The sequence below is a fragment of the Corynebacterium sp. LaCa_23 genome (genome assembly GCF_058182375.1).
Map to the genome: position 1 here is coordinate 1,211,595 of NZ_CP190825.1, position 21,732 is coordinate 1,233,326.

18 protein-coding genes, 2 rRNA genes and 1 pseudogene are annotated in these 21,732 nt (G+C 56.4%); all 21 read left to right on the plus strand.

The genetic code is table 11. The features are described 5' to 3' along the window. The first annotated feature begins 53 nt into the window (after positions 1–53). The 21 genes and pseudogenes from ACP8IT_RS05900 to ACP8IT_RS06000 all read left to right on the plus strand — a co-directional run bounded on the left by ACP8IT_RS05900 (position 54) and on the right by ACP8IT_RS06000 (position 21,534). Positions 54–3,133 (plus strand): 23S ribosomal RNA (locus ACP8IT_RS05900). Between the two features lie 154 nt (positions 3,134–3,287). Continuing rightward, a 5S ribosomal RNA gene (gene rrf / locus ACP8IT_RS05905) occupies positions 3,288–3,405 on the plus strand. Positions 3,406–3,676: 271 nt separating this feature from the next. Next, the gene (locus ACP8IT_RS05910; protein ID WP_490290578.1) at positions 3,677–4,708 is read left to right on the plus strand and encodes an HNH endonuclease signature motif containing protein; all 1,032 of its coding nucleotides are present in this window, start codon (positions 3,677–3,679) and stop codon (positions 4,706–4,708) included. Between the two features lie 57 nt (positions 4,709–4,765). After that, positions 4,766–5,980 (plus strand): annotated as a pseudogene (locus ACP8IT_RS05915) (IS3 family transposase). A gap of 208 nt (positions 5,981–6,188) precedes the next feature. Beyond that, positions 6,189–7,010 (plus strand): hypothetical protein, encoded by an 822-nt coding sequence (locus ACP8IT_RS05920; RefSeq protein WP_035108485.1) that lies wholly within the window; start codon positions 6,189–6,191, stop codon positions 7,008–7,010. Further along, on the plus strand, positions 7,010–7,993 hold the full coding sequence (locus tag ACP8IT_RS05925; RefSeq protein WP_284638391.1) for an HAD-IIA family hydrolase: 984 nt from the start codon (positions 7,010–7,012) through the stop codon (positions 7,991–7,993). Before ACP8IT_RS05920 ends, ACP8IT_RS05925 begins: the two co-directional genes overlap by 1 nt. Next, the gene (locus tag ACP8IT_RS05930) at positions 7,984–8,145 is read left to right on the plus strand and encodes a hypothetical protein (protein WP_005279308.1); all 162 of its coding nucleotides are present in this window, start codon (positions 7,984–7,986) and stop codon (positions 8,143–8,145) included. Before ACP8IT_RS05925 ends, ACP8IT_RS05930 begins: the two co-directional genes overlap by 10 nt. Beyond that, positions 8,145–8,951 carry a TlyA family RNA methyltransferase gene (locus ACP8IT_RS05935; protein WP_023017556.1) on the plus strand — a complete coding sequence of 269 codons (807 nt, stop codon included), beginning with the start codon at positions 8,145–8,147 and terminating at the stop codon, positions 8,949–8,951. The genes ACP8IT_RS05930 and ACP8IT_RS05935 overlap by 1 nt, the downstream gene beginning before the upstream one ends. After that, positions 8,951–9,832, plus strand: coding sequence for an NAD kinase (locus tag ACP8IT_RS05940; protein WP_005279304.1), 882 nt, complete (start codon positions 8,951–8,953; stop codon positions 9,830–9,832). The genes ACP8IT_RS05935 and ACP8IT_RS05940 overlap by 1 nt, the downstream gene beginning before the upstream one ends. Continuing rightward, positions 9,832–11,502 (plus strand): DNA repair protein RecN, encoded by a 1,671-nt coding sequence (recN, locus tag ACP8IT_RS05945; protein WP_284638389.1) that lies wholly within the window; start codon positions 9,832–9,834, stop codon positions 11,500–11,502. Before ACP8IT_RS05940 ends, recN begins: the two co-directional genes overlap by 1 nt. A gap of 10 nt (positions 11,503–11,512) precedes the next feature. Further along, positions 11,513–12,673 (plus strand): putative cytokinetic ring protein SteA, encoded by a 1,161-nt coding sequence (steA, locus tag ACP8IT_RS05950; RefSeq protein WP_198012723.1) that lies wholly within the window; start codon positions 11,513–11,515, stop codon positions 12,671–12,673. Between the two features lie 14 nt (positions 12,674–12,687). Next, a complete protein-coding gene (locus tag ACP8IT_RS05955) occupies positions 12,688–13,599 on the plus strand; it encodes a copper transporter (RefSeq protein WP_284638387.1) in 912 nt (303 codons plus the stop codon). After that, positions 13,599–14,237: an NUDIX domain-containing protein gene (locus ACP8IT_RS05960; RefSeq protein WP_490290579.1), complete on the plus strand. Its 639-nt coding sequence runs from the start codon at positions 13,599–13,601 to the stop codon at positions 14,235–14,237. Before ACP8IT_RS05955 ends, ACP8IT_RS05960 begins: the two co-directional genes overlap by 1 nt. After that, a complete protein-coding gene (xerD, locus tag ACP8IT_RS05965; protein ID WP_284638383.1) occupies positions 14,234–15,124 on the plus strand; it encodes a site-specific tyrosine recombinase XerD in 891 nt (296 codons plus the stop codon). Before ACP8IT_RS05960 ends, xerD begins: the two co-directional genes overlap by 4 nt. A 152-nt stretch (positions 15,125–15,276) precedes the next feature. Next, positions 15,277–16,149, plus strand: a complete 873-nt coding sequence (locus ACP8IT_RS05970) for a ParA family protein (RefSeq protein WP_023017550.1) — start codon at positions 15,277–15,279, stop codon at positions 16,147–16,149. Between the two features lie 6 nt (positions 16,150–16,155). Beyond that, on the plus strand, positions 16,156–16,953 hold the full coding sequence (locus tag ACP8IT_RS05975) for a segregation and condensation protein A (protein WP_023017549.1): 798 nt from the start codon (positions 16,156–16,158) through the stop codon (positions 16,951–16,953). Positions 16,954–16,990: 37 nt separating this feature from the next. Further along, positions 16,991–17,545 (plus strand): SMC-Scp complex subunit ScpB, encoded by a 555-nt coding sequence (scpB, locus tag ACP8IT_RS05980; protein ID WP_023017548.1) that lies wholly within the window; start codon positions 16,991–16,993, stop codon positions 17,543–17,545. 55 nt (positions 17,546–17,600) lie between these two features. Beyond that, positions 17,601–18,512 carry a pseudouridine synthase gene (locus ACP8IT_RS05985; protein WP_005279286.1) on the plus strand — a complete coding sequence of 304 codons (912 nt, stop codon included), beginning with the start codon at positions 17,601–17,603 and terminating at the stop codon, positions 18,510–18,512. After that, complete coding sequence (gene cmk / locus ACP8IT_RS05990) at positions 18,512–19,204, plus strand: (d)CMP kinase (RefSeq protein ID WP_490290580.1); 693 nt, start codon at positions 18,512–18,514, stop codon at positions 19,202–19,204. Before ACP8IT_RS05985 ends, cmk begins: the two co-directional genes overlap by 1 nt. Continuing rightward, positions 19,201–20,784: a ribosome biogenesis GTPase Der gene (gene der / locus ACP8IT_RS05995; RefSeq protein ID WP_490290581.1), complete on the plus strand. Its 1,584-nt coding sequence runs from the start codon at positions 19,201–19,203 to the stop codon at positions 20,782–20,784. Before cmk ends, der begins: the two co-directional genes overlap by 4 nt. A 147-nt stretch (positions 20,785–20,931) precedes the next feature. Continuing rightward, positions 20,932–21,534 (plus strand): GNAT family N-acetyltransferase, encoded by a 603-nt coding sequence (locus ACP8IT_RS06000; protein WP_284900743.1) that lies wholly within the window; start codon positions 20,932–20,934, stop codon positions 21,532–21,534. The last annotated feature ends 198 nt before the right edge of the window (positions 21,535–21,732 follow it).

The window sequence follows — 21,732 nt, forward strand, 5'->3', positions numbered from 1 at the left end:
CCACATGCTGGCTGCATGGCTTCGTGTTGTGTGGTTTGTGTGTGGTGGTTGGTGTGTTCGTTATTTAGGGCGCATGGTGGATGCCTTGGCATGCTGAGCCGATGAAGGACGTGTAAGGCTGCGTTAAGCCTCGGGGAGTTGTCAATAAAGCGTTGATCCGAGGATGTCCGAATGGGGAAACCTGGCCCTGGTTATGTGGGGTTACCCTTCAGTGAATTCATAGCTGTTGTGGGGGTTACGCGGGGAAGTGAAACATCTCAGTACCCGTAGGAGGAGAAAATAATAATGATTCTGCTAGTAGTGGCGAACGAACGTGGATGAGGCTAAACCGTGTGCATGTGATACCTGGTAGGGGTTGTGTGTGCGGTGTTGTGGGGCCTGATTTTGTGTCATCTACCAGTGGCACGCCCTTTTTGCATTGTTGTTAGGTGAAGTGGTTTGGAATGGCCTACCGGAGTAGGTGAGAGTCCTGTAGCTGAAGATGATGATGTGGGGGTTGTTGGGTTCCCGAGTAGCAACGGGCTCGTGGAATCTGTTGTGAATCTGCCGGGACCACCCGGTAAGCCTAAATACTCAGTGTGACCGATAGTGGATAGTACCGTGAGGGAATGGTGAAAAGTACCCCGGGAGGGGAGTGAAATAGTTCCTGAAACCATGTGCTTACAATCCGTCAGAGCGCTTTTTATTGTGTGATGGCGTGCCTTTTGAAGAATGAGCCTGCGAGTCAGCGGCATGTCGCGAGGTTAACCCGTGTGGGGTAGCCGTAGGGAAACCGAATCCTAATGGGGTGATAAGTGGCATGTCCTGGACCCGAAGCGGGGTGATCTACCCATGGCCAGTGTGAAGCAGCTGTAAGAGGTTGTGGAGGCGCGAACCCACGTAGGTTGAAAACTGCGGGGATGAGCTGTGGGTAGGGGTGAAAGGCCAATCAAACTCCGTGATAGCTGGTTCTCCCCGAAATGCATTTAGGTGCAGCGTCGCATTTAGCTTGGTGGAGGTAGAGCGACTGGTTGGTTGAGCGGGACTACAATCTTAGCAATGTCAGCCAAACTCCGAATGCCATCAATTGTGTTGTGCGGCAGTGAGACTGTGGGGGATAAGCTTCATAGTCGAGAGGGAAACAGCCCAGATCGCCGGTTAAGGCCCCTAAGGGTGTACTAAGTGGAAAAGGATGTGGGATCGCGAAGACAGCCAGGAGGTTGGCTTAGAAGCAGCCATCCTTGAAAGAGTGCGTAATAGCTCACTGGTCGAGTGGTTCTGCGCCGACAATGTAGTGGGGCTCAAGTACACCGCCGAAGCCGCGGCAAGCAACAATTTTTTGTTGTTTGGGTAGGGGAGCGTCGTGCATGGGTGGAAGCGTTACCGTGAGGAGGCGTGGACTGTGTGCGAGTGAGAATGCAGGCATGAGTAACGAATTGTAAGGTGAGAATCCTTACCGCCGGATGACTAAGGGTTCCTGGGTCAAGTTCGTCTTCCCAGGGTGAGTCGGGACCTAAGGCGAGGCCGACAGGCGTAGTCGATGGATAACCAGTTGATATTCTGGTACCCGTACATGTGCGCCCATGATAAAGCACGGATACTAACCACTGCGGATACGCTACCTTTTCACTTTTTTGAGTGTTGGTGGTGTTGATGTCGTGGGGCCTGATGTGTGGTTCAAGTGATGGGGTGACGCAGTGAGGTAGCCGCGCCACTTAGTGGATTGGTGGTGTAAGCGTGTAGGCCGTGTGGTAGGTAAATCCGCCACACTTTGTGGTTGAGGCGTGATGCGTAGACCCAAAAGGGTTGATGGTGGTGATCCTGTACTGTCGAGAAAAGCCTCTAGCGAGTGTGTGTATGGCCCGTACCCTAAACCGACACAGGTGGTCAGGTTGAAGATACTAAGGCGTTCGGGTGAACTGTGGTTAAGGAATTCGGCAAAATGCCCCCGTAACTTCGGGAGAAGGGGGGCCCTGTGACGTGAAGACCCTTGCGGTTGGAGTGTTGTGGGGTCGCAGAGAATAGAGGGAAGCGACTGTTTATCAAAAACACAGGTCCATGCGAAGACGTTAAGTTGATGTATATGGACTGACGCCTGCCCGGTGCTGGAAGGTTAAGAGGACCGGTTAGTTAACGTTTGTTAGCGAAGCTGAGAATTTAAGCCCCAGTAAACGGCGGTGGTAACTATAACCATCCTAAGGTAGCGAAATTCCTTGTCGGGTAAGTTCCGACCTGCACGAATGGCGTAACGACTTCTCTGCTGTCTCGACCACAGGCCCGGTGAAATTGCATTACGAGTAAAGATGCTCGTTACGCGCGGCAGGACGAAAAGACCCCGGGACCTTCACTATAGCTTGGTATTGGTGTTTGGTTCGGTTTGTGTAGGATAGGTGGGAGACTGTGAAACCGTCACGCTAGTGGTGGTGGAGTCGTTGTTGAAATACCACTCTGATCGGATTGAGCATCTAACCTTGGCCCATGATCTGGGTTGGGGACAGTGCCTGGTGGGTAGTTTAACTGGGGCGGTTGCCTCCCAAAATGTAACGGAGGCGCCCAAAGGTTCCCTCAGCCTGGTTGGCAATCAGGTGGTGAGTGTAAGTGCACAAGGGAGCTTGACTGTGAGACAGACATGTCGAGCAGGGACGAAAGTCGGGACTAGTGATCCGGCACCTACTTGTGGATGTGGTGTCGCTCAACGGATAAAAGGTACCCCGGGGATAACAGGCTGATCTTCCCCAAGAGTCCATATCGACGGGATGGTTTGGCACCTCGATGTCGGCTCGTCGCATCCTGGGGCTGGAGTAGGTCCCAAGGGTTGGGCTGTTCGCCCATTAAAGCGGCACGCGAGCTGGGTTCAGAACGTCGTGAGACAGTTCGGTCTCTATCCGCCGCGCGCGTTGAAACTTGAAGAAGGCTGTCCCTAGTACGAGAGGACCGGGACGGACGTACCTCTAGTGTGCCAGTTATCCCGCCAGGGGTATCGCTGGTTGGCTACGTACGGAAGGGATAACCGCTGAAAGCATCTAAGCGGGAAGCCTGTTTTAAGATGAGGTTTCTTTTGAGGTCCCCTAAAGACTATGGGGTAGATAGGCCAGACTTGGAAGCACTGTAAGGTGTGAAGGCTACTGGTACTAATTGACCAAAACAAACACACCACAACAACCCCCGAACACCACGTGTGGGGATGATTGTTGGGTGGACTTGTGAAGCGAGTAAACAAACAAAAATACACATTATCGTGTGTGTCGCGTCCACTATGCAGTATCTGACACAACACCACACACAGTGGGTAGTGTTCTGATAGGTTTGTCGGTGGTTCATAGCTGCAGGGAAACGCCCGGTCCCATTCCGAACCCGGAAGCTAAGCCTGTACGCGCTGATGGTACTGCAACCGGGAGGTTGTGGGAGAGTAAGTCACCGCCGACACCAAACAACAAAACAACAAAATAGTGATTCTGGTAGTCCCCGAAAGGCCACCACCCCGAATAATTGTGGGTGGTTGGTGTTTCGGGGACTACTTGGTGTTTTACCCCCGTTGGTATTTGTGGGTTGTTCTCTGTCGAGCTGGGGGAATGCGTGGTAGGTGTCGTGGTTTTACCCCCTACTGTCAGGTGTGGTGGATAGGGTAAATCCGTGTTAGGCGAAAAGACATTCGACACTTTTGAGGGTGTAGTACACCCCGGGGGACACGGTTACGATGACAATTAACACACCACCACCTACCACGACAGACCACGAGCCAGTAGGCGACACCACGCTGGGGAATACCCGTAAAGCCGGCGAGCCACTGGACTACGACACCAACACTGATCCTGATTACGACTCTGATGGTGAGGCTGTGGGGGAGGTACCGGTAGTCTTTTACGCCACCAACACACCCGGCAACCCTATTGCTGCAGCTGGAGCACACGCCCGGAAGGACTCCTGGTTTTTCTACCAATCACTCCTTCCAGACCTCGACGACGACGTCGATCTGACACTGACGAGCCTGGCTAAAGATTTAGGCCTAACCTACAGCACCCTGTCGGGGATTATCAGGGCACATTTCCGCATGCAAGAACTACCCCTCGTTACAGCGACCAACATGGAGCAGTGGATCCTGGATACACCACGCCTGAGGGTTATCGATAGGGAAATAGAACGTATAGGCGACAACCGCGACCACATAGGCCTGGTCGATGCTGCCCTAGCAGATTTTCTCACCCCGACAGCACCGTGCCAGCATGTACCCACGGTGGCGGATATCCGCCGGTTTATCCGCGACTTCATCGACACCCACAATCTCACAGACGATGACACAGACGAGGTCGAGCCCACCCTGAACGTGTCAGTGCATAACAACCGCGCCACCATGAGCCTAACGTGTGATAAAGCTACGGCCGCTATTATCGCCCGCCACATCGATTCCCAAGCAGACAATAATCAGTGCGGTGCCGGTGAGGCGCTTATCCAACTCATCCTGGATAACACCAATACCAAAGTTGCGATCAATACCTTCACCACCGCAGCCGCCACTAACCCCGACCACAATGACGGCTCCGGAGCCGCCGGGAGTGCAGATACAAAGGTCTACTTCCCGGGCTACGGCTGGTCCCGCATGACCAACCTAGAAAACATCGACACCTTCACCCGACACTTAAAACCAAAAGAAACCGAAAGCTACCAGCCCACCAGCCACATCCGCGCCTACACACAAGGCAGAGACCTCACCTGCCGCTGGCCCGGATGAGGTTACCCTCGTTTAGTGGACACCCGATTAGTGCGGATCTTGTGTCCGTAGGAGAGGATGTTCATTGTGAGTTCGTCAAGGAAGAAGTACACCCCGGAGTACCGGCAGGAGGCCGCCAGACTGGTCATTGAGTCTGGGCGCCCAATCGCTCATGTGGCTAAGGAAATTAGCGTATCAGCCACAATTTTAGGCAGGTGGGTCAAACTTGAGCGGGAACGCCAAGGCTCGGTAGATGGCCGCAGTGATGCCGATATACGAGCCGAAAACGCTCGCCTGCGTCGTGAGTTAGCTGAGGCCAAGATGGATAATGAGTTCTTGTCAAAAGCCACCGCCTTCTTCGCTGCGAAGCAACGCGATCGGAAAAATTTGAGCTAATGCAGCCAGAGCAAGGCGAACTACAGCATCAAACGAATGAGCAGGTTATTAGAGGTTTCTCGTTCTGGCTACTATAAATGGCAAAAGGCTCAAGCAGTACGGCTTCGTGGTGAAAATCAGCGTCAGAGATTCCTCGACCAGTTAGACAGGAAAATTCATGACATCTGGGAAGATTCTGACGAAGTCTACGGTGCCCCACGGATTACTGCAGAACTCGCCGAGGGTGGGGTCTATGTGAATCGCAAAACCGTGGCCAAACGCATGCGGATGATGGGTATTGAAGGCATCTCACCCAGGGCGTTTGTTCCCGTAACGACGATTCAATCCAAGCGGAAGTCAACGCTTCCAGACCTAGTGAAACGCCTATTTGATCAAGGGCAGCTTAATCGAGTGTGGATGTCGGATATTACCTATCTACGCACGAATGAGGGCTGGCTGTACCTATGCGTTATCCGCGATGGACACTCCCGCCGAGTCCTAGGCTGGTCCATGGATAGTGTGCAGGATTCTTACCTAGTTGAACGTGCACTGCGCATGGCTTACACCCTGCGTGGTGAAGTACCCGACGGCGTGGTCTTCCACGCCGATCGTGGTACCCAGTTCACCAGCGAACAGCTGTGGCAGGTCTGTCAAGAACTAGGGATTGCACAATCGGTCGGCCGTACTGGTGTCTGCTTTGACAATGCGATGGCCGAGTCGTTCTGGTCGACATTGAAGACCGAATTTTACGATCGGAAGGAATGGCGAACCCGCAACGAAGCCCGGAAGGCGGTGGCTCGCTGGATTGAGATTGTCTACAACCGGCGCCGTCGCCACTCGTCCATCGGGATGGTAAGCCCCGTCGATTTCGAAGCCCAGCTCGCTGATCAAAATGGTAATAAGAAGGCCGCTGCTTAACCCCTAAGCAGCTTAACTACGTGTCCACGATTTGCGGGCAACCCCACCAACCCAACACCACCACACCAGTTCGCCCAAAAGCAGTGGCCGGGTTCATCAAACTACGGGCAATCGACGAGGATATTCTAGATTCTTTGAATGTCGTTTGGCACTGTAGAATGGGTGCGGTATTTCTGTGCGAGTTCCAACCAAGAAAGGGTAGGACTGAATGTCGGAGCGCAACCAGCACGGCCGTAATGGCCGCGGACAAGACCGTCGGGGTCGAAATCCACGCAACTCGGGGGACCGCGATTCTCGCGGCGGGGGAAAGAAGAAGTCTTTCTCTCCACAGCGCTCTGGGTATCGGGAAGAGCGAATCAACCGTCGTATGACCGATCCGGATATTCCTGAAGAGGTCGATATCAATGACTTGGACCCATTGGTGCTCCAAGACCTGAAGTCTCTCTCTAAAGAGAACTCGGAGGCCGTCGCTAAGCACATGATCATGGCAGCAACCTGGATGGACGATGATCCTAAACTGGCGCTGCGGCATGCGCGTGCGGCTAAGGATCGTGCAGGACGTGTGGCTATCGCTCGGGAAGTTAACGGTATCGCTGCATACCGCGCCGGCGAGTGGAAAGAGGCGCTCGCTGAGCTTCGTGCTGCCCGTCGTATTTCTGGCGGCCCGGGGATGCTCGCGGTTATGGCCGATTGTGAACGTGGGTTGGGTCGGCCGGAAAAGGCATTAGAGCTGGGGCGCAGCGAAGAGGCGAAGGAACTAGACAAAGAATCCGCCATTGAATTAGCGATCGTGCTGGCGGGTGCTCGCCTTGACCTCGATCAGCCCGAATCAGCGGTGGTTACAATTCAGCGGGCACAACCGGACCGCAGCGATCGTGGAGTAAGTGCTTGTAGGTTGTCGTATGCCTATGCAAATGCTCTGCTTGCCGCAGGGCGCAAGGACGAAGCCCGAGAGTGGTTCGAGCACACCATCGCCATTGATGAGGGTGATTGGACCGATGCCGCTGACCGATTGGCGGAATGTAAGTAATGAGTGTTTTAAGCAAACATGATGCCTTATTGTTGGACTTGGATGGAACCGTCTGGGAAGGCGGTCGTCCGCTCAGCAACGTCGTAGACGTTATTAATACGTGCGGTGTTCCCGCAGTATATGTAACAAATAATGCGTCGCGCAGCCCTGAAGCCGTTGCGACGATGCTAACGGATATCGGCTTGACGGCTGATTCAGGTGACATCGTCACCTCCGCCCAAGCGGTATTGCAATTGGCTGCCGAGGAAATTCCTTCGGGTGCCAAGGTACTAATTATTGGCGCGGATTCTTTCCGTAATTTGGCTAAAGACATGGGTTTTTCCGTGGTCTCGAGTGCCGATGATAAACCAGCCGCCGTCCTGCAAGGTTTTGATAAATCCGTTGGCTGGGAACAGTTAACGGAGGGGGCTCTGGCTATCCGGGCAGGCGCGAAATATTTTGCGTCGAACTTGGATACGTCCCTTCCAATCGAGCGAGGACTAGGCGTTGGCAATGGTTCCCTCGTTGCTGCTGTCCAGAAGGCGACGGGAGTAGAGCCCGTTTCTGCCGGCAAACCTGAACCAGCGATGTTCTTCCTCGCAGCCAAAAAGGTCGGGTCGAAAAAGCCATTGGCGGTGGGCGACAGGCTAGATACGGATATCGTTGGGGGTAACACCGCAGCGATGAATACTTTCCATGTATTGACCGGTGTCTCGGGCGAGCTTGAGCTTATCGAGGCCCCCGTGGAGGCGCGGCCCAACTTTATTGGTGCGGGCATGCACGAGCTTTCATTGCCTATTTCGCAGGTGCGACCGGGACCGCAAGGAGACTTTACCGCGCGGTGCGATGGGTATGACGTTCTTTTGCAGGGCGGAAATGAGTCCTCTACCTCGGTGCAAGCATTGCGGACCGTATTGGAAGTGGCGTGGTCAATGCCGGCACCACCTCGGTATATTCAGCCGCGTAGCGAATTTGCGGAAAAGGTTGTGTCGAAATGGCGGTAAAGCCACACGATTTTCGGGCCGTGAAAGAGCCTGAAGCAGTAGATTCAGAGATTTCGACAATTCTTGGCGAAGATGCGCCATCACTTGCAGAAGAAGTCGATCAACTGGACAGGGCGCATTCCGTATTGCGGAATGCTTTGCAGGAGAACTAATGCCACCACAACGCCGCAGGCTGGATGCAGAACTTGTGCGCCGAAAGATTGCGCGATCTCGTGAGCAAGCCCGCGAGATGATCAAGTCTGGCCGTGTGACGGTCGGCGGGTTTAAAGCAGAAAAGCCTGCAACAGTTGTGGATCCTGAAGTCTCCATCAAGGTCGAGGAGTCCGAGGAAGACAAGTGGGCGTCCCGCGGCGCACATAAGCTCTTGGGCGCGCTTGCCGCATTCGACGTCGACATGGACGGTCGCATCTTAGATGCAGGGGCATCGACGGGAGGTTTTACGGATGTGTGCCTGGCCTCTGGTGCGAGGGAAGTGCTTTCTGTTGACGTTGGGTATGGGCAATTACTGTGGCGGCTGCAAAATGACGACCGCGTAACCGTCTTGGATAGGACCAATATCCGCACTATTAATCCAGAAATGACCAATGGCCTGTGTGATGGCATGGTCGGGGATTTATCCTTCATTTCCTTAAAGCTGGTACTGCCAGCAATTGTGGAGTGTATGAAGGACGGAGCGTGGCTGCTGCCGATGGTTAAGCCGCAGTTTGAGGTGGGCAAGGATCGCATTGGCAGCGGCGGGGTGGTCCGCTCTCCCGAGATGCGGAAAGAGGTTACACAGGATGTCGCCGAGTTTGCCGTGTCTTTAGGCCTTAGCCTGCACGGTGTTGTGGCTTCACCATTGCCTGGCCCGAGTGGAAACGTGGAATATTTCCTTTGGCTGAAAAAGGACGGTATGTCAACGGACGCAGCTACAATGAAACAGATGATTGATACTGCCGTTGAAGAAGGTCCGCAATAATGCGAGAGATATTGTTGGTTCCGCATGCCAATCGTGCAGAGAACCTGCAGGCTACCTCCCGTGCAGCCGAATTATTGCAGGAAGCGGGGATAACGGTGCGCGTGTGCGCGGACGAAACCGTCTTGCCGGGACTCCAACATGTGTCGCATTCTGATGCTGCTGCGGCGGGATGCGAACTGGTCCTTGTTTTAGGCGGTGATGGCACCTTCCTGCGCGCCGCCGATATGGCGCGGGCGGTAGATATCCCGGTCCTCGGAGTGAATCTGGGCCACGTAGGCTTCCTCGCGGAATGGGAAGTGGAGTCATTAGACCGTGCCGTCGCTCGCGTGATTGAGAAAAGCTACCGGGTAGAGGACAGGTTGACGGTGGATGTCTCTATTTCGGATGCCAACGGTCACCAACTGGCTAGCAGTTGGGCTTTGAATGAGGCCTCGGTTGAAAACCAGAACAGGTCGGGCGTGCTGGATGCGATTTTGGAGATCGACCGGCGCCCCGTTTCGTCGTTCGGTTGTGATGGCGTACTGATTTCTACCCCAACGGGTTCTACGGCGTATGCGTTTTCAGCTGGAGGCCCAGTGCTGTGGCCATCCCTGGATGCAATCTTGGTCGTGCCGAATAATGCCCATGCGCTCTTTACCAAACCATTAGTGGTTTCCCCGAATTCACTGGTGGCAGTGGAATCAACCATGCAAACCACACCGGCCGTGGTTATCTTGGATGGGTGCAGGGAACTTATTATGCCGCCGGGTGCCCGCGTCGAGGTGGTGCGCGGTAAGCGCCCCGTACGCTGGGTGCGGTTAGATGATCAGCCCTTTACGGATCGATTGGTCTCTAAGCTGCGGTTGCCCGTGGAAGGCTGGCGCGGACCGAAGGAGAAATAGTGCTTGTCGATATTTCTATTAATGATTTAGGAGTCATTCGCCATAGCTCTGCGGAATTGTCGGAGGGCTTGACCGTATTGACCGGTGAAACCGGTGCGGGCAAAACCATGGTGGTCACGGGGCTTCGACTGTTGGCAGGCGGGCGTGCCGATGCCTCTCGGGTGCGCGATGGCGCCAAAAAAGCGGCCGTGGAAGGCCACTTTAGTTCCGCGAAAGAGAGCATTAGCCAGCTGGTGGACTCGGTGGGCGGCGAGCCAGATGAAAATGGTGAATTTATTGTCTCGCGGACCGTTTCAGCAGCGGGGCGATCGCGGGCCTATTTGGGCGGCCGCGCCGTACCGGCCGCCACGTTGGGAGATTTCGCGCGGGAGATACTTACCGTGCATGGACAGAACGATCAATTGCGCCTCTTGGCTCCAGAAGAGCAGCTCGCGGCGGTAGACCGTGCGGATCCGCAACTGGCTGGCATCCGGGAAGACTATGCGGAGGCCTTCAAAAAGTGGCGCAGCTTGGCCAAGGACTATCGCCGGCGCACCGAGTCCCGTAGGGAGCTTGCCCAGGAAGCGGACCGCCTGCAATATGCCTTAGAGGAAATCAACGGTGTGGCACCCGAGCCAGGCGAAGACGCGGAGCTGGTGCAGTTGGTGCAGCGCTTGCAAGACGTCGACGGCCTGCGCGAATCCGCGCACACTGCCTTGGCAGCGATCGATGGTACTGAAGAGCTTGATGAGGCTGCGTCTTCGCTGCTCGGGCGCGCGGGCTCGGCGCTGGTGGGATCCTCGGATAAACAGTTGGCGGATTTGGGCGAGCGCATCTCTGAGCTCACCTCGCAGCTAGGCGATATCTCGGCTGAGCTCGGCGGATACCTCGCGGGGCTGCCGGCGGATCCGAATCTGTTGGAAAAATCGCTGCAGCGCCAGCAGGATCTCCGAGCATTGACCCGGAAATACGCTAGCGATATCGATGGCGTATTGGCGTGGCGCGATGAGGCGGAGGCCAAATTGCAGTCGATGGATACCTCGACGGAGGTCCTCGAGGAGCTTAAGGCACAGGTCAAAGAGGCCGAACAGGAGATGAAGCAGAAGGCGGCGGAGCTTACGAAGAGCCGCCAGAAAGCTGCGGAAGCGCTGGGCAAGCTGGTGACTGAGGAGTTGCATGGATTGGCCATGCCCAATTCCACTTTGTCGGTTGAGCTTTCCACAGCCAAGTATTCGAAGACGGGTGCCGATGCCGCGGAGTTGCAACTCAATGGGAAGCCGTTGGCCACCGCGGCCTCCGGTGGTGAGCTGTCTCGCGTCATGCTTGCCCTTGAGGTTGTGCTCGCCAGCGAAGATGGTGCGACCTTGGTCTTCGATGAGGTCGATGCCGGCGTGGGCGGGCGTGCGGCGGTGGAAATTGGGCGGCGGCTAGCGCGGCTGGCTGCGCATAACCAGGTTATCGTTGTCACCCACTTGCCGCAGGTAGCCGCGTATGCAGATGCGCATTTGCATGTTTCGAAGGATAAGTTTACCTCTGGGGTAGCCGAGTTATCGGAGCAGGAGCGCGTTGAGGAATTGGCGCGCATGCTGGCCGGTTTGGATGACACGGACACTGGGCGCGCCCACGCCCAAGAGCTTTTTGACCGCGCACAAAAGGAAGCTTCCGCGCGCCTTACCCAGCTGGCGGACTAAGCAAGGAAGAATGGGGCGCATGGCTCTGTTTTCCCGTACCCCTGAGCAACCCGGTGAGTCTGCCGCATTGCGCGATTGCACCCCGGGCGCGAAAGGTCTTAAGAAGTTTTCTGCAGGTGATATCGCCGTTATCGATGCGGCGAATATTTCCCGGCCCGAGGCACAAACGCTTGTGGACTTGCAGCCCTCCGCGGTGGTCAATGTCGCCAGGTTTTCTACCGGTTCCATCCCTAATTGCGGTCCGCACATGCTTCTCGATGCCGATATTGACCTCCTCGAGGGCCTCGGCGAGGAATTTATCTCGGAGTTTAAAGACGGCAAAAAGGCGCATATCGGCGAGGATGGAAAGGTCTACGTTGGCGATAAAGTAATCGGGACGGGGCAGAAGATTTCCCGGGAGCGCGCAGACAAGAACTTCAAGGCGGCACAAAGCGCACTCATTGACCACATGGAGTCCTATTTCGCAAGCTCCATTGACTTCATTAACTCTGAAGGCCCGCTGCTTATCGATGGCCTCGGTGTCCCCGCATCCGGTGCCGAGATAGCTGGCAGGAAGGTCATTGTTTTATCTCCCACCGAAGACCACCGAGCCCTGCTGAAAGACTTGCGGAATTTCATCCGGGAATATGAGCCGCTGCTCGTTGCGGTTGAGGAAGCCGCGGATTCCTTGCTGGAGCAGGGATATAAGCCTGACTTCGTTATTGGGGATCCGGCCAAGGTAAGCGATGAGGCGCTGCGCTGCGGCGCGCGCATCGTCGTACCCGCGGATCCAGAAGGCAGCGTGGAAGGCCTTGACCGCATCCAAGAGCTGGGTATTGGGGCCATGACGTTCCCGGCGGCATCGGAATCGGCCACGGATTTAGCGCTGCTCTTTGCTGATTACCACGGTGCGGGCCTCATCGTGCAGGCAGGCGGCGGCTTTGACCTCGATGATGTTTTTGCCAACCGGGTGGCACCGTCTGCCGTCTTGTCTCGGCTGAAGGCTGGAACCAAGGCGGTTGATGCGGAGGCTGTGATCAACCTGTATTCTGTTCCATCTTCACACCTTGGCTGGCTATGGGCCCTCCTCAGCATCTTGGTCGCGATTGCAGCGATCATCTTGATCGTGGGCTTTGGCGGGAGCCAGGATTTCTTGAGTAATTTGAGCCAAACGTGGTCGAGCCTATTCTGAGCGGGGGTAGCAGTATGGCGAAAACGCAACTAATTACGGGCCTTGGACTCGGCGCAGCGGTCGGTGTAGCCCTCGGAGCCTTGGTGATCGCGCCCAACCTGACTACCAGCGTGGCCGATGATGACCCGATCCGTGCGGAACACCGCAAGGTGGTGCAAGAAAACAAGATCTTGCAGAACCAAAATGAGGCGAGCGATGACATAGTCAAGAACGTGGCACCGGACTTGGTATCTGGGACGTTATCGCAGCGGCCAGTGCTGGTCATTTCCACCGATGATGCAAATAGCAGGGACCTGTCTGATATCACGAAGCTCTTAGAAGCCTCCGGGGCCACCAAGGCAGGAGAAATCAAGCTGAGCAAAGACTTCCTGCGCGGGGAAAGCAAAGACGATATCGTATCGATCCTTAAAGATAAGGCCCCGAAAAAGGCAGATCTCAAGGGGCTCGATAAAACCGTGGGAAGCTATGGCGGCGAGGCTTTGGGCGCGGCCTTATCCATGGACCAAGAAAGCACGGAGCCGCTCGCAAGCGTGAAGGAGCGATCCGAGCTGCTGCGTGCCCTGCGCGATAAGGAATTTATTGATTATGAGGACGGGACCATCCTTCCGGCCCAGTCCATCATCATCGTCTCCGGCAGCGGGGTGCGCGGATATTATTCGGATACCTTGGCAGAGTTCGCCACCGCCTTGGACGAGGTCAATGGCAGCGTGGTACTGAGTGCGCGGGCCAAACAGACCCAAGATGAAAAGACAATAGAGCAGCTGCGCACCAAAGACCTGGATCTTTCTACCGTAGATGGCATTGAACGTGCGGTAGAGCGCATCGCCGTCATTTCCGCCGCCGAGGAACAGCTCAATGGGGGCAGGGGAGACTACGGTTCTGCAGAAAGCGCGGATTCCGCCCTACCTGAAGAGGAGAAAGAATAGTGGCCCACGATTTTCAAGTCTTGGATTCAGAGTTAATTTTTGGTGCCCCTATCGTCGCCGTACGCCGCGATACGTTGTCCATGCCGGGAGGCAATACTGCGGATAGGGAAATCATTGAGCACCTGGGTGCCGTCGCGGTGGTGGCCCTAGATGAGGATCGGCGCATCGCGATGGTGCATCAGTACAGGCATAGCGTCGGCAAGCGGCTGTGGGAACTGCCGGCAGGATTGCTCGATGTGAAGGGCGAGGATGAGCTGTCCGGCGCGCAGCGCGAGTTGCAGGAGGAAGCCGGCCTGGCAGCCAAGGACTGGGAAGTTCTTACGGATATGGTGACCTCACCGGGGTTCTGCGAGGAAGCAGTGCGGATTTTCCTTGCCCGCGACCTTAGCGAGGTCCCAGCGCTGCACGATACCGGCGATGAAGAAGCCGATATGGATTTTGCCTGGGTGGATCTAGACCAGGCGGTTGACAGGGTGCTGGGCGGCGAGATCGTTAACTCCGTCGCGTGCGCGGGTATTTTATCTGCATATGCCACGGTTGTTGGCGGGAAGCAGACGCGTTCGGTGGATGCGCCGTTTGATTTGCGCCCGACCCACATGGCTGCCCGCCGCAGCGGACCGGACCTGAAAAAGCAGTGACTGCCGCAAAGGACATAGCTCAGACCTGGTTGAATCACCTCGCCGTCGAACGCGGGGTTTCAGCGAACACCCTGAGCAATTATCGGCGGGATATTCGCCGGTACGTAGATTGGCTGGCGGACAATGGGGTCCAGGACCTGCGGCAGGTGACTCGCCCGATGGTGGAAGCCTACTTAAAGGACCTGCGCGAGACAATGGCGGTGTCCTCTGCCAACCGTGCCCTCATCGTGGCCCGCGGGTTGCATAAATTCGCCGTTGCGGAGGGTGAAATTGATAGTGATGTTGCGGCCGAGGTAAGCCCGCCTTCCACTGGACAGCACCTGCCAGAGACCTTGAGCGTTGATGAGGTGACGCAGCTTATCGAAGCGACGCCGACGGAAACGCCGGTCGACCTTCGCGATAGGGCGCTATTGGAAGTACTCTATGGCACTGGGGCGCGCATTTCTGAGGTAATTTCGCTCAACGTCGATGACGTAGCTACTGGCGATGACGTCCTAGTCCTGCACGGCAAAGGTGATAAGGAGCGGCTCGTACCCCTTGGCTCGCATGCTCGCCAGGCCATCGATGCCTATCTGGTGCGCGCCCGTCCCGTGCTGGGAAAGGGCAAAACGGCTGCGCTGTTTTTGAATACCCGCGGTGGCGCGCTATCGCGGCAAAGCGCGTGGTCCATCATTAAGACCGCCGCGCAGCGCAGCCAGTTGGATAAGTCCATTTCCCCGCACACGCTGCGTCATTCCTTTGCCACGCACCTTCTCGAAGGCGGTGCCGATGTGCGCACCGTGCAGGAGCTTTTAGGGCATTCCTCCGTGACTACCACGCAGATCTATACGCACGTGACTGCTGATTCCTTGCGGGAGGTGTGGCGGACAGCGCATCCGCGGGCGTAGCTTTCAGCGTTTAAGTCAAAGTTAGAGGCTTGATATTTGCAAAGTCTCGGTAGTCATAAAGGGGAGCGGGTACGCTATAGTTACAACGTTGTAAGCAACCCTATGCCAAATGTCATGGTCCATGACTTGGCGTCAAGGAAGAAGGTTTGACTGTGAGCGAAGAGGGTCTCTTTTCAACCTCTGATGTAGAGACGGGGCTAACTGGCCGCCCTGTCCGCGAGCTGCCGGAACCCGCCCCCTTGGAAAAACATGGGCCCGCCACCATCATCTCGATGTGTAACCAGAAGGGCGGCGTGGGCAAGACCACGTCCACCATCAATATGGGGGCCTGCCTCGCAGAGTATGGGCGCAAGGTCCTCTTGGTTGACTTGGACCCGCAGGGTGCTCTTTCGGCTGGGCTGGGATTAAACCATGATGACATCGAGGACTCGATTTATGACGTGATGCTGGATAGCCATACCTCTATCCACTCCGCCATTCACCACACCAGCGTGTCCGGCATGGACCTCGTTCCGGCCAATATTGACCTTTCCGCAGCAGAGATTCAGATGGTCAATGAAGTAGGCCGCGAGCACACCTTGGCCCGCGCCCTGCGTCCGGTGCGCCGCGACTATGACTTCATCATCATTGATTGCCAGCCTTCTTTGGGTCTGCTTACGGTCAACGCCCTAGCTTGTTCCCAGGGCGTCATCATCCCGATGGAATGCGAGTTCTTCTCGCTGCGCGGGCTTGCCTTGCTCACGGACACGGTGGAAAAGGTCTCTGACCGCATCAACTTCGATCTGGAAGTAATGGGCATTCTGGTCACCATGTTTGATCGGCGCACCAAGCATGCCCGTGAGGTGATGTCCCGCGTGGTGGAATACTTTGGGGATCAAGTATTCGATACCGTCATTACCCGTACCGTGCGCTTCCCAGAAACCTCCGTGGCCGGCGAGCCCATCACCTCGTGGGCGCCCAATTCGCAGGCCGCGCAGCAATACCGCGATCTGGCGAAGGAAGTCATCGAACGCTCGACCGTTTAAACTACCGTGACGCAGCCAGAGATTACGGGCTTCCGCATTGCGCTGCGGAATTTCGAGGGCCCATTTGATCTGCTTTTGCAGCTCATCCAGGCCAAAAAGATGGATATCACGGATGTGGCCTTGTCTGAGGTGACGGATGAATTCGTTGGCTACACCCGCCAATTGGGCGAGAACGCGGATTTGGATGAGACGACTGATTTCTTGGTCGTGGCGGCAACGCTGTTGGACTTAAAGGCCGCACGGCTATTGCCGCGGGGCGAAGTCGATGACCTAGAGGACCTGGAGCTGCTGGAATCGCGCGACCTGCTCTTTGCCCGCCTTTTGCAGTACAAGGCCTATAAACAGGCGGCGGATCAATTTGCCCGTTGGCAACGGGAGGCACAGCGCAGTTACCCGCGCGCCGTGAGCATCGAGGAGCAATTTGCGGAGCTTCTACCTCCCGTGACGTTGGGGCATACTCCAGCGAGCTTTGCGGAAATGGCGGCGGGCGTCTTTCGCCCCAAGCCGCCGGAAGAAGTGGCAACGGGCCATATTCATGGCGTCGCCGTCTCCGTGCCCGAGCAGGCTGGAAAGATCCTCGAAACGCTCAAACTCATGGGCGCAGGGCAGTGGACAAGTTTTTCCTCGCTTACCCGGGATTGCACCACAACCATGCATATCGTCGGCAGGTTCTTGGCGCTCTTGGAACTGTTTAAGGCCAAGGCGGTTGATGCCCAGCAGGAGGAGGCGTTGGGCCAGCTGGACCTTTCCTGGACCGGCTTGGACGTAGATCCTGCGGTCGTTGCCGCAGCAAATTGGGACTAGTGCTAGCACCGCCGTCGGTGGTTGTAATCTAAGGGGCATGGATCTTCCGCTCATTTCGCAATTGCGATCCCGGCTTGAATCGATCTTGCTGGTGCTCGATTCGCCGGCATCCGTAGAGTCCTTGGCGCGGGCGCTTAGCGTAGAACCTGCGGTCATTAGTGACTGCTTGCGGGCCATCCAACGTGAATTCGATAGCCGCGGCTCTGGAATTGAGCTGCGCGAAACGCCAGAAGGTTGGCGGTTTTATACCCGCCAGGAAAACGCCAGCGCGGTGGAGGAGTTTTTATTGGATGGGGCGCAAACGAAGCTCTCGCGCGCGGCCTTGGAAACCCTCGCCGTCGTGGCCTATCGCCAACCGGTCACGCGCCAGCAGGTCTCTGCGGTCCGCGGGGTCAACGTGGACGGCGTGATGCGCACCCTTAACCTGCGCGGGCTCATCCGTGAGCTCCCGCAGGACGAGTTCGAGGGGGCGTCGCACCGATATGAAACCACCGAGCTTTTCCTCGAACTGCTAGGTATAGACTCGCTGGAACGCCTTCCGGATCTGGCGCCGCTGCTTCCAGACGTCGATGCAATCGACGAAGAGTACTGAGGTGGGGTAGACTCACGCAGGTAATTTCATATCTTCGAGAGAAAAGGACACTTAAGTGACTCCTCCCGCTCGCCGTGACGGCACACCGGATAAGAAGCAGCGAGACAGCGATATCGTTGTCTCTAATGCCAAGCCGGCTCGTAATCAACACGTTTCCAAGAAAAAGCAGAAGGCCACTGCAGAATCGGTGGCGCGCGATTTGGGCGCTGACTGGCTGGTCGATGACGATAAGCCCAAGGGCGAGCGCCTGCAGAAGGTCTTGGCCAAGGCGGGCGTCGCATCGCGCCGCCACGCGGAAATCCTCATTGATGCCGGACGCGTTGAAGTAAACGGCAATGTCATCCTCAAGCAGGGCGTGAAGGTCAATCCCGCCGTGGACGTCATCCGCGTTGATGGCGTTCGCGTCAACGTCAACGAGGACCAAGAATATTTCATCCTCAATAAACCCCGCGGAATGCAGTCGACGATGTCAGATGATCTCGGCCGTCCCTGCGTGGGTGACGTGGTTTCTGAAAAGGTTGCCTCGGGCCAGCGCCTATTCCACGTAGGCCGCTTGGATGCGGATACGGAAGGCCTGCTCATCCTCACCAATGATGGGGAATTGGCCAACCGCCTGATGCACCCCAAATATGAGGTGAAGAAAACCTACCTGGCCACGGTATTGGGCGAGGCCGATAATAAGTTGGTGCGCCAGCTTAAAGAGGGCATCGAGCTAGAAGATGGCCTAGCCAAGGCCGATTTTGTGCAGGTAGTGGACAAGAATCAGGGATTCTCTTTGGTCCGAGTAGAGCTACACGAAGGGCGCAAGCACATCGTGCGCCGCCTGCTGAAGGAAGCCGGCTACCCCGTGCAGCGCCTGGTGCGCACCAAGCTGCACACGGTCCAATTGGGCGATATGAAGCCCGGTGGGCTGCGCGCGCTAAATTCCAACGAGTTGACGAGCTTGTACAAGGCGGTGGGGATGTAATGATTTCGAATATGCCTGATGAAGGCCTGATCCTCGCGGTCGATGGGCCCTCCGGAACGGGGAAGTCCACGACATGCCGGACCCTAGCCAAGCAATTGGATGCAAAGTACATCGATACCGGCGCCATGTACCGCGTGGCAACCCTTGTGGTATTGCGCCAAGGCGTGGATCCCGCGGACAAGCAGGCGGTGATTTCCGCGACGGCCAACCTGCCCTTGGAGGTTTCCGATGATCCGGATTCCACGCAGGTGCTTTTCGATGGCGCCGATGTCTCTCGCGTTATCCGGGAAGACGAGGTCACCCAGAACGTCTCCGCAGTATCTGCCATCCCAGAGGTGCGCGAGAACTTGGTGGCATTGCAGCGCACGCTTGCGCAACGCGCCCACCGCGCCATTGTAGAGGGCCGCGATATCGGCACCGTGGTGCTAGCCGATGCCCCGGCGAAGGCCTTTATGACGGCTTCCGCGGAAGTCCGTGCGCAGCGCAGGCACGATCAAAACGAAAAGGCCGGTATTGCCTCCGATTTTGAATCGGTACTGGCAGATGTGCAGCGCCGCGATGCCGCGGATTCTTCCCGCGCCACCTCGCCGCTTCGCCCCGCCGACGACGCCACTATTGTCGATACCTCTGACATGAGCCCGGAGGATGTCGTGCAGGCTCTTATCAACGTGGTTAAGGAGTCCCGCTCATGAGCAACAAAGATTTTGAGTCCCCAGAGGAAGAAGTCACGCAGTTCCATTACCCTGCGGGTAAGTTCGACGAGGAAACGGTAGAGACCTCGCCGGGGTGGGCTACGGACGATTTTGATGCCGAAGAATTCGACTACGACTTTGATGAGTCAGAGTTCGGCGAGGCCGACTACGGGGACGAGGACGACCTAGAGCAGCCTCTCAGTGAGGACGAGTGGGAGCAGCTCTCGCAGTCGCTGGGCTTTGCCGATGCCACCGAAGAAGCCCTGTGCACCGTCGCTATTGTGGGCCGACCGAATGTGGGCAAGTCTTCGCTGGTTAATCGCTTCCTCGGCCGCCGCGAGGCCGTCGTAGAAGACCACCCTGGCGTTACCCGTGACCGCGTGTCCTACGTGGCGGACTGGAATGGGCAGCGCTTTATCGTGCAGGATACCGGCGGTTGGGATCCCAACGTCAAAGGCATGCACGCCGATATCGCCCGCCAGGCGGAAATGGCGATGGATACCGCCGATGTCATCGTAATGGTGGTAGACACCAAGGTAGGCATTACCGAAACCGATGAGGTCATGGCGCGCCGCCTGCAAAAGTCCCCGGTTCCGGTGATCGTGGTATCGAATAAGTTTGATTCCGATAACCAGTATGCGGATATGGCGCAGTTTTACGCCTTGGGCCTCGGGGCCCCGTGGCCGGTGTCCGCACAGCATGGACGCGGTGGCGCGGACGTGCTGGATGAGATCCTGCGCAGCTTCCCCGAAGAACCGCGCGAGACCTCGATTACGTCGGGCCCTCGCCGCGTCGCGCTCGTCGGCAGGCCTAATGTGGGCAAGTCCTCGTTGCTCAATAAGCTCACCAGCGAGGAGCGCTCGGTGGTGGATAATGTCGCCGGCACCACGGTGGATCCCGTGGACTCGCTGGTGCAGCTAGATGAGCAGTTGTGGAAGTTCATTGATACCGCGGGCCTGCGCAAGAAAGTCAAGAACGCGCAGGGCCACGAGTATTATGCGTCCTTGCGCACCCGTGGCGTGATCGATGCGGCCGAGGTATGCATCATGCTTATCGATGCCTCCGAGGAGATCTCCGAGCAGGACCAGCGCGTGCTCAATATGGTGCTGGAATCCGGCAAGGCACTGGTCATTGCGTTCAATAAGTGGGATCTGATGGATGAGGACCGCCGCTATTACCTCGATCGTGAGATTGACGAGCAGCTGCGGCACTTGCCGTGGGTGACCCGCGTTAATATTTCGGCTGAGACCGGCCGCGCCTTGCAAAAGCTGGAGCCGGCCATGATCGAGGCCCTAGAAAGCTGGGATCAGCGCGTGTCCACCGGCCAGCTCAATAACTGGATGCGTGAGGCGATTGCTGCCAACCCGCCGCCGATGAAGAATAATCGTTTACCACGCGTGCTCTTTGCTACGCAAGCATCGACCCAGCCGCCGACGATTGTTCTCTTTACCACTGGATTCCTCGACGCATCCTACCGGCGCTACCTTGAGCGCAAGTTCCGCGAGCGCTTTGGTTTCCACGGCACTCCAATCCGCATTGCCGTGCGCGTGCGCGAACGCCGAGGTAAAAAGCGGAAATAAGAGTTCACTGCGAAAACGAGCGAAGCTTTCACAACCGTGGGGCTTCGCTCGTTTTTATCTATTTCATTACGCTCGGTGTCATTGGCAGCTAAGCTTGAAAGACATTAGATCATTGGCTTAGGCCCAGAAAGCAAGAAGGTAAATACGGTGTCACAGAAAATCGAGATCTTGCGCGGGCAAAATATCACTCTCAAGGCGTTGAGCATGGAGCATACCCCTGGACTGGCTGAGGCGGTGCAGGACGGGGAATTATGGAAGCGGTGGTATACCAAGGTTCCATCACCAAGCGAGATGGAAAAGGCCGTGGAAGAACGCATTTCTTGGTATGACTCCCACGGGTCGCAGCTTTTTACGGTGTTTGATTCAGCCGGCACTACAGTGGGAATGACTGGGTATCAGGCCTTAGATCTGGGTAATAGGCGCGCACAAATCGGATACACCTGGTACCGGGCTTCGGCGCAGAATACTGCGGTTAATGCAGACTGCAAACTGACACTCATGGGCCATGCATTTGAGCAGCTTGATTGCTTATCCGTGTTTTTCACCACCAACTCCTTTAACCGCGAAAGCCGCCGTGCGCTGGAATCCCTCGGGGCACATCTTGATGGAATCCTTCGCGGCCAGCAAATACTAGATAACGGGTTAGTCAGAGATACCTGCGTGTATAGCGTACTGCGGCATGAGTGGCCCGCAGTGAAAAATCACTTGCACTATAAGATTGACCAGAAGTCTGGGAAGGACAAGGCCTGAGGAGTCGACAACTAATAGTGCACAACATCTTTCGGGGTTGGCACGTGAGGTGTAGTTGAGCTTGTCTCGCCAGCAAAGCCGGAGCTCTCTGCAGAGGCATCAGGGGGCCTCAAAACTACATAATTTCGCCGGTTAACCCGGTATTTTACCACTTAGGAGAGCAAAAGTGTCACCAACAATGGTGTGACACTTTGCTCT

Excerpts from the sequence above, each read along its gene's own strand:
- ACP8IT_RS05910 (WP_490290578.1), top strand. The coding sequence starts at position 3,677 with ATGACAATTAACACACCACCACCTACCACGACAGACCACGAGCCAGTA.
- ACP8IT_RS05920 (WP_035108485.1), top strand. The coding sequence starts at position 6,189 with ATGTCGGAGCGCAACCAGCACGGCCGTAATGGCCGCGGACAAGACCGT.
- ACP8IT_RS05925 (WP_284638391.1), top strand. The coding sequence starts at position 7,010 with ATGAGTGTTTTAAGCAAACATGATGCCTTATTGTTGGACTTGGATGGA.
- ACP8IT_RS05930 (WP_005279308.1), top strand. The coding sequence starts at position 7,984 with ATGGCGGTAAAGCCACACGATTTTCGGGCCGTGAAAGAGCCTGAAGCA.
- ACP8IT_RS05935 (WP_023017556.1), top strand. The coding sequence starts at position 8,145 with ATGCCACCACAACGCCGCAGGCTGGATGCAGAACTTGTGCGCCGAAAG.
- ACP8IT_RS05940 (WP_005279304.1), top strand. The coding sequence starts at position 8,951 with ATGCGAGAGATATTGTTGGTTCCGCATGCCAATCGTGCAGAGAACCTG.
- steA (WP_198012723.1), top strand. The coding sequence starts at position 11,513 with ATGGGGCGCATGGCTCTGTTTTCCCGTACCCCTGAGCAACCCGGTGAG.
- ACP8IT_RS05955 (WP_284638387.1), top strand. The coding sequence starts at position 12,688 with ATGGCGAAAACGCAACTAATTACGGGCCTTGGACTCGGCGCAGCGGTC.
- scpB (WP_023017548.1), top strand. The coding sequence starts at position 16,991 with ATGGATCTTCCGCTCATTTCGCAATTGCGATCCCGGCTTGAATCGATC.
- cmk (WP_490290580.1), top strand. The coding sequence starts at position 18,512 with ATGATTTCGAATATGCCTGATGAAGGCCTGATCCTCGCGGTCGATGGG.
- der (WP_490290581.1), top strand. The coding sequence starts at position 19,201 with ATGAGCAACAAAGATTTTGAGTCCCCAGAGGAAGAAGTCACGCAGTTC.